Annotated in this window: 6 protein-coding genes, 1 tRNA gene and 1 pseudogene; 5 read left to right on the top strand and 3 right to left on the bottom strand. The window is 38.6% G+C overall.

Translation table 11 applies throughout. The features are described from left to right. The 4 genes from Q0212_RS12010 to Q0212_RS11995 all read left to right on the top strand — a co-directional run. Positions 1-425, top strand: a 425-nt coding sequence (locus Q0212_RS12010) for a surface lipoprotein assembly modifier (RefSeq protein ID WP_297925811.1), incomplete at its 5' end; no start/stop codon positions are given. A gap of 17 nt (positions 426-442) precedes the next feature. Further along, the gene (locus Q0212_RS12005; protein ID WP_297925809.1) at positions 443-2,866 is read left to right on the top strand and encodes a FecR domain-containing protein; all 2,424 of its coding nucleotides are present in this window, start codon (positions 443-445) and stop codon (positions 2,864-2,866) included. A 129-nt stretch (positions 2,867-2,995) separates the two neighbouring features. Further along, positions 2,996-4,312 (top strand): tetratricopeptide repeat protein, encoded by a 1,317-nt coding sequence (locus Q0212_RS12000; RefSeq protein WP_297925807.1) that lies wholly within the window; start codon positions 2,996-2,998, stop codon positions 4,310-4,312. Positions 4,313-4,329: 17 nt separating this feature from the next. Continuing rightward, on the top strand, positions 4,330-7,536 hold the full coding sequence (locus tag Q0212_RS11995; protein ID WP_297925805.1) for a FecR domain-containing protein: 3,207 nt from the start codon (positions 4,330-4,332) through the stop codon (positions 7,534-7,536). A 42-nt stretch (positions 7,537-7,578) separates the two neighbouring features. On the opposite strand, the gene Q0212_RS11990 is transcribed toward Q0212_RS11995, so the two are convergent. Continuing rightward, complete coding sequence (locus tag Q0212_RS11990; RefSeq protein WP_297925802.1) at positions 7,579-8,193, bottom strand: glutathione S-transferase N-terminal domain-containing protein; 615 nt, start codon at positions 8,191-8,193, stop codon at positions 7,579-7,581. Positions 8,194-8,750: 557 nt separating this feature from the next. Here Q0212_RS11990 and Q0212_RS11985 point away from each other — a divergent pair. Then, the gene (locus Q0212_RS11985; RefSeq protein WP_297925801.1) at positions 8,751-9,113 is read left to right on the top strand and encodes a response regulator; all 363 of its coding nucleotides are present in this window, start codon (positions 8,751-8,753) and stop codon (positions 9,111-9,113) included. 50 nt (positions 9,114-9,163) lie between these two features. Here the strand turns inward: Q0212_RS11985 and Q0212_RS11980 are convergent. Both Q0212_RS11980 and Q0212_RS11975 read right to left on the bottom strand, forming a co-directional pair. Further along, a tRNA-Lys gene (locus Q0212_RS11980) sits at positions 9,164-9,239 on the bottom strand. Between the two features lie 191 nt (positions 9,240-9,430). Further along, a pseudogene (locus tag Q0212_RS11975) lies at positions 9,431-10,075 on the bottom strand (long-chain-acyl-CoA synthetase); the annotation flags it as partial.

The raw sequence follows: 10,075 nt of genomic DNA, 5'->3' as shown, positions 1-10,075 counted from the left end.
CTGCCCGAGATGGCAAACGCAACAATACAGGCATCGCCTACTCTCGTGCTTTTGATTTGCAATTTACTCCCTCTTTTTATGTAAGTGCTTATAGTGGCAATGAAGATGTTAGTAATACATCCGTCGAGTATCTTAGTTATCAGTTTAAGGGATTACGTTTAGGCAGCAGTTTACGTCTGATGGATAACTTATCCACTAACCTACAACTCAGCCAAGAAAAACGCGAGCATAATGATGGTCTTTATCCATTATTAAATCTAAATCGTACCGATACCGAAAAGAATGTTAACCTCAGCGCAAACTGGCGAATAAATAAACACTTTTCGTTAATTCCTAGCTATAATTATAGTGACAACCAATCAAACATTGCGTTTAGCGACTTCACGCGGCATGTAATCAGCATTGATTTGCGTGTTGATATGTAACAAGGAGGAAACTCACCATGAATTATTTATCTACTTCTCTCAATGGAAAAGGCTTATTAAGTCTATTAATTGCTTACACTCTTTCAGGTACTGCTTTGGCCGATGTTGCGGGTCGAGTTAATTTTGTATCAGGCAATGTTGAAGCGGTGGCCACAGACGGCTCACGTCGTACTTTAGTAAAAGGCGAATTAGTCAATAGTGGCGAACGTTTAGAAACCAATCGTGGTCGTGTGCAAATTCGCTTTACTGATGGTAGTTTTATTTCATTACAACCTAATACGGTATTTGGTTTAGATAAATACAGTTTTGATAAAAATAAACCTAACGATGGTTCGTTGTTATTCAATTTTTTACGGGGTGGAATGCGTACTGTTAGTGGTGCGATAGGCAAAGTAAACCGTGCTAATTACAAGGTACAAACCCCCGTTGCCACGATTGGTATTCGTGGTACAAGTTATGCGGCCAACCAAGAGCCGAATGGCAAATTGTTACTTACAGTTGGCAGCGGCATTGTTAACCTAGAAAATAACTTTGGCTCCAGTAATGTTAATACAGGACAAACTTTTCAGGTAGAAACAGGCCAAGCCCCTAACCAAGCACCTGCTGGTACAACAGTCTCCGCCAGAGCTGAAAATCCTGAATCAGCAACACAAGAAGAAAACAGACAAATTGCTGATACTAAAAAACCTGACACAGCTGTTGGCGACCAAGTCAGCCAAGATGGCTCCCCTTTATTGCAAAGCTCTATCCAACTGCGTGATGGCTTACCGCGTTTAAGTAGTTTTGGTAGTTTATTAACGGGTAATTCTGGGGTAAAAATTTATCCTAATGTCATCGGACTATATAGTGAACTTAGTGATAATGGCCAACAAGTTGGCAATTTAGTTGGTTTAATTGGCACAGCCGAAACTGCTGACAATCTCGGTGGTAAAGTATTACTAGACACTCGCAAAAAAGTCGGTGGACTACAATTTACCAATGTTAAACAAATAGGCTCTTTATCATTTGGTGAATGGACAAATGGCAGTGCCAGCCTTGTTGATCCGTATTTAGGGACGGTTCAACAACTGACTCTGACTGACAAACAATTTATGCCCTACATTGTTGGCACAACAGCCGAAAAAAGTCTTGGCAATAATATGAAAGTCTCTTATGTACTCGCAGGGGCTACGCCAGCACGTGCTGGTACAGATATAGGCACTTTAAACAAATTAAATATTGATATCGATCTCAATCTAATGCCTTTAGTATCAGTTGATATGGCTGCCAATGTTAAAAGTATAACTTATACTGCAAAACTTTCTAATTATCCTATTTTAGATATTAGTGCTGATAAAAAATTCAGTGGTTTTATTTTGCCCAAAGAAGAATTATTTGCAACAAGCAGTACTGCCAACATTTGTGCTAATTCTCAATGCCCTGTTGATTTATCTGCCTTTTTATCAGGCAATGACTTAGGTGTTGTTTACCAAATTAATCGCAAAAATTTAACAGCAATTAATGGCGTAGCCGCATTAACAGGTACTGAAAGCACTATTTCAAACAATAATATCGCTAATACCTTAGCTTCATCTCTAAACAGTGATTATTCCGCTTTATTTTCACACAAACCGATTATTACTGCAGATAACAAAACCATTAAACTAACAGCAGCAAATAATTTATCTGCTATTTTTGACAGTAAAACACAAGGTTTAATGGCTGCTTCTGCCTCTATTTTTACCAACACGCCTAATTTTTATGGTGCAGTTGGTTCGGCAACAAAAAGTGCTGCGCAAATTCAACAAGTTGGCCACGTTGCCAAAGTCTTGTCATGGGGTCGTTGGACAAATGGTCGCTTAGCTACAGGCAACGATGATATTCCAATCAATTTAACTGCAAATGATAACATTCACTATTTAATTGGTTTACCAACCGCTGCTACAGCAATTCCTAATGTTGGATCAGTCACTTATAGCCTCGTTGGTGGTACAGCAAGTGCTGTTTTTGGAACAATCAACAATAACCAAATAAATACTAACTTTGATATTGCCAAAGTCAATAGTGGTAGTCTCATGGTTGATTTTGGTCGTGCAACTACCAACTTAAGTTTAGAACTTAATGGTTTTACTAAAGCCAATAGCTTGCAATCCTTACAACTCAGCGGAGCAGGTACATTAGCTGCTGGGAGCAATGATTTTAGCTTTAATAATCTGAATGTTTCTGCAAGCTCAGCTCAAAACCCATTAGTCTGTACTAATTGTACAGCTAGTGCCAATGGTATGTTTTTTGGTGCTGTTGGTAGTGTAGCAACTAGCAATCTAACAGCACCAACAGCCGCAGGCGTTGTATATAGTATTAATGGTACAGTACAAGGTAGCCAAGCCACATCCATCGAAGCCAATGGTACAGCTAGTTTTGCTAACCCGACGCCAAACCCACAAAACAACCAAGGTGGTTAATAATCTCTGATGCTGCAATAGTCTAAGAGGCTGTTGATGTTTTAATGTCAACAGCCCCTAATTAAACGTGGCACATTTATCAAAAGCGCATTAAAATTATTCAAATAACTCTTTCAGGGACAGAGCCCTATGCGTCTTTTATCATTTGCTATATTGATTACTAGCCTTTCCATACAAACTACATGGGCAGATACCGTCTTAACTCAAGCTGAGACATTTTTAAATAATAAACAAATCGTTCAAGCCTATGATTTATTAGCACCTCTTGAAGATCAACGAGCAGGTGAGCCTGCTTATGATTATTTATATGGCATGGTGCTATTAGAGGCAGGTGAACCTAGTCGAGCCGCTTTTGCATTTGAACGTTGCTTAGGAGCAGAACCCAATAATGGCCCCTGTCGAGTGCAAATGGCACGCACTCATATTGCTTTGGGCGAAACCACAAGTAGCCGCAAAGAGTTAGAGACCGTCAAAGAGTATAACCCTCCCCCTCAAGTACAAAACTTAGTTGACCAATACTTAGGCATTACCAAACAAGTCGAAGATAATAAAAAGCGTCAAATTAATCACTTTGTAGAAATTGGTGCAGCCTATGATTCAAATATCAACAATGCTACCGAAAACTCTAAAATAGCTATTCCAAGCTTTAATAACTTTACTATTTTTTTGACTGTCCCCCATCGAGAAACCAGTAGCGTTCTTAAAACACAAATGGGTAGCAGTTTACAGTATCAATTTAATCCTGATCTGGTTGGTTTACTTGATGGCGCACTGAGTTACTACACCTTGTTTGATAATAATAACTTTGATTATTACACCCTTGATGCAAATGCTGGATTATTAAAAAATATTGGTAACTACTCTGTACAAGGTAAATTACAGTTACAAAAAATGGGCTTAGATGGTCAAGCTTATCGTGATGTGCTTGGTTTATTAACTCAAGTACAAAAGCCAATTGGTGAAACAGGACAAATCGCCGCTTTTGGCCAATACAATCAATCACGTTATGACACACAGTCTGCTCGTGATGCCAATCGTTTTACACTTGGACTAGCTTATTCCCAACAATTAGAGATGCGCTTTAGCCCAACTTTTTATACCAGCGTTTATACAGGCCAAGAAAATACTACTGACAGTCAATTTGATTATTTTAGTCACGGATTTAATGGTTTACGTTTAGGTGGAAGTATTAATTATCAAGATAACTTACGCTTCAACAGTCATTTAAGTTTTGAAAAACGTGGTTACGATCAAATAAATCAGTTTTTACCTTTTTCGACAAAACGCGAAGACAAAGAGATCAGTTATGAGCTCAGTGCAATTTGGGTAATTAATAACCAATATCGTCTACAACCTCGTTATAACTATACGCGTAATAATGCAAATTTAGCCTTAAATGACTATACACGCCACGTTGTCGGCGTAGATTTACACCTAGACTTTTAACAGGGAGCAAGCAAATCATGTTAAGTAAACAGTCACTGTTAACAAGTAAAGGCGTCTTAGCGGCTTTGATTGGTTGTTTAGTCTCAGGCCAAACCATCGCAGACGTTGCAGGTCGAGTCACTTTTGTCATTGGTGATGTCACTGCTATTAGTTCTAATGGCACAAAACGTGTGCTTGCCAAAGGTGAGTTATTAAATAGTGGTGAACGCTTAGAAACAGGCAAAGGCCGTTTACAAATTCGTTTTACAGACGGTAGTTTATTGTCGTTGCAACCTAATACCGTATTTGGCCTAGATAATTACACGTATGCTCGTAATAAACCTCAAGATGGTAATTTAGTTTTTAATTTTGTCCGTGGTGGAATGCGAACCATTAGTGGCGCAATTGGCCGTGTTAATCGTGCTAATTACACCGTCAAAACACCTGCAGGCACTATCGGTATTCGTGGTACTGCTTATACAGCAACACAAGACCCTAATGGCCGCTTATTGGTCACTGTTAATAAAGGGATTGTTAATATTGCTAACGATTTTGGTAGTCGCAATATTCCAACAGGTCAAACCTTTCAAATGGAATCGACAAAAGCCCCAGAGCCAGCTCCTGCAGGGATTATGGCTGAAGTATTAGCTAATCAACCTCAACCGCGAGAAGATCAAAATAAGCCTGAAGATACACCTCGCGAACCACTCCCTCCTCAAGAGCTCAATTTGGGACTCAATAATTTGAGCTTAAATACGGACTTTGTGGCTGGAGAACAAAGTCAAAATAATGGTCAGCCTATTTTTCAAGTACAGCCTTTTTATATACAAAGTGTCAATGGGATTGCTCGCACCAGTCATTTTGCCAGTTTACTCAAAGGGACTAGCGGTAGTTATGTCCACGAAAATATTTTGGGTGCTTTTGATAGCCTGTCAGCAGATGGAATACAAGTAGGTCGTTTAGTTGGCTTAGTTAACACTGCTTTAGCCAATAATGGCCTTGCAAATAATAGTTTATTACTCGATATTCGTCATCCTGAAACACCATTACAAGTCATTAGTCATAAACAAGTTGGTAGTTTATCATTAGGTGAATGGACAAATGGCAGCATGGCTTTTGTTGATAACCTTATTTATGACAAGGCTGCAAACTTTAGCGCACAAAGCTTTATTCCGTATATCATTGGCACAGCCAGTCGTATAGATTTAGGCAATAACCAAAAAGTCACCTATCGTCTTGCTGACCCAAGCCATGCCACACCTGTTCGTGGTGGCCAAAATATAGGTCAATTAACTAAATTAAATTTAACTTTAGACCTCAATGTTCAACCACTTGCTAGTTTAGATATGGCATTAAGTGTTGATGGTGTTAATTATAGCGTTAATGCAAACGATCGCTTTTTAACACTATCCGACCAATTTAATATGGGTAGTTTTAGTCTTAATGGTTTAAATGATGATTTATTTGCTGTAGCAAGTAATGATAGTTGTAACAATCAAAACTGCCCTGTTAACTTTTATGCCTTCTTTTCTGGGAATGATGCGGGGGCTTTATATGAAGTAATGCGTAAAAACCTCAGTAGTTTATCAGGTGCGGCTATTTTAACAGGTGGTACTCCTACCACTATTGATAATATTATTCCTGTCACACAACGCTTAACAACCAGCTTAAATAATAACTACTCCTTGTTGTTAAGCAACAATGCAGGTATTAACAATAGTCCCAATCCATTCCATGGGCTAAGTGCTGTTTTTAACAGCCAAACAGGTGGTTTACAATTAGCTTATGATGCCGCTAATGACCGTATCAATAGTTTTGGCTCAACACCCGTTAATCAAAATAATACCGTCGTTTCAGCTGCAACATTAAGCCAAATACAGCATTTAGACAAAAGTTTAACATGGGGCGTATGGAGTAATGGCGGGATTGACCTCAATAATGATAGCCAAGACTTTATTTTATCTGGTAAACAACAAGTTCATTATATTCTTGGTATCCCCAGTAATATCCCCACAGCATTGACAAGCCAACGGGTGATTTATAGCTTTGTGGGTGGAACAACCCCCAGTTTAGAAACAGCCAACACCAACGCAACGCTCAATGGCCAGCTTGCTAACAGTAGCTATTTAGATTTTGATTTTGGTGCGAACACTGTGGGTTTAAATCTTGATATTAACTTAACAGGTACAACCAACAGTTTATTAAATGCAACAGGTAAAACTACGTTAGTGGTTAATAATAATATTGGAAGTTATAACTTTGATAACCTAAGCATCAAACTTGCTAATGGCAATAGTTGTAATAGTTTAGGATGCACAGGCACAGCGTCTGGTTTCTTAGCAGGACAAGAAGGTCAATTAGCTGCATTAAATTATACGATATCTGGCGTAAATAGCATTGTTAATGACGGTTTCTTTATTAAAGCTCAAGGCGTCGCTGCATTTGCCCAAAACAGCTCTGCGCCATTACCTGATAGCGTATTAGCCAACAGCAACCAAGGCATTTACCATGCCTTATTTAGCACTCAAATTAACAATAATCCTGAAGTTAGCACTACGTTAACTAGCTTAAGCAATGCTTCTGGATTATTTGATAATTTAACAGGTGCTTTAAAAACCACTGACAGCCAAACCAACAACTCAACAGTGAGTTACGCGCTGCCAACCACAGTTAATTCGAATATGGTTTCAGAAGTCACTCATTACAAAAAGACTTTGTCATGGGGACGCTGGATTAATAGTGATATCAAACTCAGTAATAGCCCGTTAAATCTAGGGGCAAATGATACTGTTCACTATTTAATTGGTATTCCCACCGCCCAGCTCCCCACTTCTGGCGTAGTGAGCTATTTACACGCAGGAAGCACAACTCCAACAGGCACAATTGTCACCCCAACAACGGTTGGCTCTCCTGCTAATACCATTAGCCCTCTGACAGGTTTCTCGGTCAACAATAATAGTAAAATTACTGTTGATTTTGCGAGCAAAGCCAATAATGCTATTAAATTAGATATGAACTTTAATGGTGGCAATCAAGGCAATGTTAATTTTCAAGGAGAAAGTGCGTTAAGAACACAATTTACTCTTACTAATCTTATTGTAAATCAACAAAATTGCCAAACTTGTGCAGCAACAGGCTTTTTTGCAGGGCAAGACGCTAGCATGATTGGGGTAAATTATGATGTCAAAGCACAATTAGGAAACAGTACTGCCAATATGACAGGTGTTGCTGCTTTTGAAAAATAAAATAGGGGCTCAAGCCCCTATTTTGTTAGCAGTGGACGAAGTTTAAACCACAGGTACAGTTAATTGAATACTTGCACGATCACTTAATCGTTGCATAAATACGTCTAAATTAGGGTATTGTTTGCGCCATGTAATCTGAGGAAAACGCAAATCTAAATATCCTAAACAACATACTGCACTAATATCTGCAAGACTAAAATCATTGGCAACAAAATAATGATTATCTGCCAACACTTCTGACATAGCCTTTAAGCCCAAATCTATTTTTTGTTGTTGGCGACTCATCCATTCTGTGCTTTGTAATTCAATCGGTCGTTTACGCTCAATAAAAATAGCTGCGGCTGCATCTGCAATACCATCCGCTAAAGCCTCTTGACGTTTAACACGAATAAAAGCCTCTGCTGCTTCTGGAATGAGTGCAGGACTAGGCACCAAACGTTCTAGATAATCAACTATCACTCGCGAATCAAATAAAGTATGTTGTTCTTCATTAATAATCAAAACAGGCACTTTTCCCAAAGGATTGACAGTATGCACTTGCGTGTTTTCATCCCACGGAATATCTACCACTAACTCATAAGGAATGTTTTTTTCAGCTAAAAAAATACGCACTTTACGCACAAATGGACTCGTCAAAGACGCAATTAATTTCATCATGATTGTTTATCCCTAAAAAAATATACCTCATGTATATTTAACAAAGGCAGAAAGTATAAGTGTGAACTGTATAACAAATATTAGCAGAAAGTGTGACGAGGTTCATGTGTTTATGCGACAAAAGGCTGCTTTAAAACGACAAAAATAGCCCCTAATTTAGGAGCTATTAGGGTCTGTTGACGTTTTGATTGTGGTTGCGAAAGAGACTATTTTTTAGAGGATACGAGGCATGAATCGTGTAGTTTGGTTATTCCAAATAAGCGATGAGTAACGAAGTAGCCTCAAAAAATAGCTCTTTCCCTGTGGGTTGCGTTAAAAATTGACTCATACTACGTTACAAAACTTGCCAATAGAATAACTATTAGCTGCGTTTTGTGCCTTGTCTGAGTCAATTTTTATCAGCAACGCGGCTCACACGCAAAACGTCAACAGACCCTAGGCATATTCAAAATTTGTGATTGCAAACACACTAAATGATGATGACTGAATAAAGCAGCAATAATATTGTGATGTACTATACTCTTTAAAAATACTAAAGAAAAAACAATAGGTACATCATGGCTAATATTTTAATTGTAGACGATTCACCAACTTATTTAGAAGCTCTGAGCGGAATCCTACATAAACATGGACATCATTGTACAACAGAGCAAACAGGTGAGGCAGGCATTGAAACTGCATTAAAACTAAAACCTGACCTCATTTTAATGGATGTGATTATGCCCAAAATGAGTGGCTTTCAAGCAACTCGACAACTGGCAAAAAATCCCGAAACAGCTCACATTCCTATAGTCATTATTAGCACCAAAGGACAAGAAACGGATAAACTATGGGGCTTACGACAGGGAGCAAAAGACTATTTAGTGAAAGAAGTTTCAGAGCAGGATCTAATTAGTTGTATTAATAAGATATTATCTTGATGACTAGATAAGAAAGGAAGTTTTGATTAAACTATCATATTTTGCAAGAATGGTGGGTTGGGCGGGATTCGAACCCACGACCAATTGGTTAAAAGCCAACTGCTCTACCGACTGAGCTACCAACCCATCTTGCTATCTTTTTTGTTTTCAGCGTTAGCGTCGCTGAGGCCGCATATATTACTAGAATTTATTTTGAATGCAATAGCTGAATGTAAAAAAAAGCGTTAAGTGCTTATAAAATAAGCGTAAAGATGTTTTTGGTTTATTTTTAAAACAAAAAGGGCTGGAAAATCCAGCCCTTTTAGAAAACTTATTAATTAGAAGCGATAAGCGCCTTTATTGATGTTTTCCCAAATTTCGGCAGTTAATGGCTGATAGCTAGTTGTACCAGGCAACCAAACGAATAATGGTTCACCATGTGTTGCATTAATATCAAAGCCATCTTTTTTCAGATTGTTCTTTTGATATTTAAACGTGCCTGTGGTTTCCATTTGTTGTTGTTGGCGCAAAAATACAGGAATCGCATAAACAGGCATTTCTTTGCGTAAATGCTCTAGTAAATGTGCATAGTCGATTTCCATACCTTCGTGTGGTGTAATCGCTGCCATACCTGCACGGCCATTAGTATTGGGAATTTCTACCCCATAAACTACGGCTTCTGCTAAAGAAGGATAGCTACACATTAAGTTTTCAACTTCAGTGGTTGAAACGTTTTCGCCTTTCCAACGGAAAGTATCGCCTAAACGGTCAACAAACTGAGCATGACGGAAACCAATATCACGCACTAAGTCACCCGTGTTGAAGTAACGATCGCCTGCTTCAAAGACATCTTTCAAAATACAAGATTCATTTTTAGCAGGGTCGGTATAACCATCAAATGGTGTACGGGCGGTAATTTTGCCAATTAATAAACCTGCTTCACCTTTATCCGCTTTAATCATAAAGCCGTTGGCATCACGCAC

The organism is uncultured Agitococcus sp., from assembly GCF_937920075.1.
Classification (GTDB): domain Bacteria; phylum Pseudomonadota; class Gammaproteobacteria; order Pseudomonadales; family Moraxellaceae; genus Agitococcus.
This window is presented reverse-complemented; position numbering and strand designations above follow the sequence as displayed.

Coding starts and splice junctions, on each gene's coding strand:
- Q0212_RS11995 (WP_297925805.1), top strand. CDS start 4,330: ATGTTAAGTAAACAGTCACTGTTAACAAGTAAAGGCGTCTTAGCGGCT.
- Q0212_RS11990 (WP_297925802.1), bottom strand. CDS start 8,193: ATGATGAAATTAATTGCGTCTTTGACGAGTCCATTTGTGCGTAAAGTG.
- Q0212_RS11985 (WP_297925801.1), top strand. CDS start 8,751: ATGGCTAATATTTTAATTGTAGACGATTCACCAACTTATTTAGAAGCT.
- Q0212_RS12005 (WP_297925809.1), top strand. CDS start 443: ATGAATTATTTATCTACTTCTCTCAATGGAAAAGGCTTATTAAGTCTA.
- Q0212_RS12000 (WP_297925807.1), top strand. CDS start 2,996: ATGCGTCTTTTATCATTTGCTATATTGATTACTAGCCTTTCCATACAA.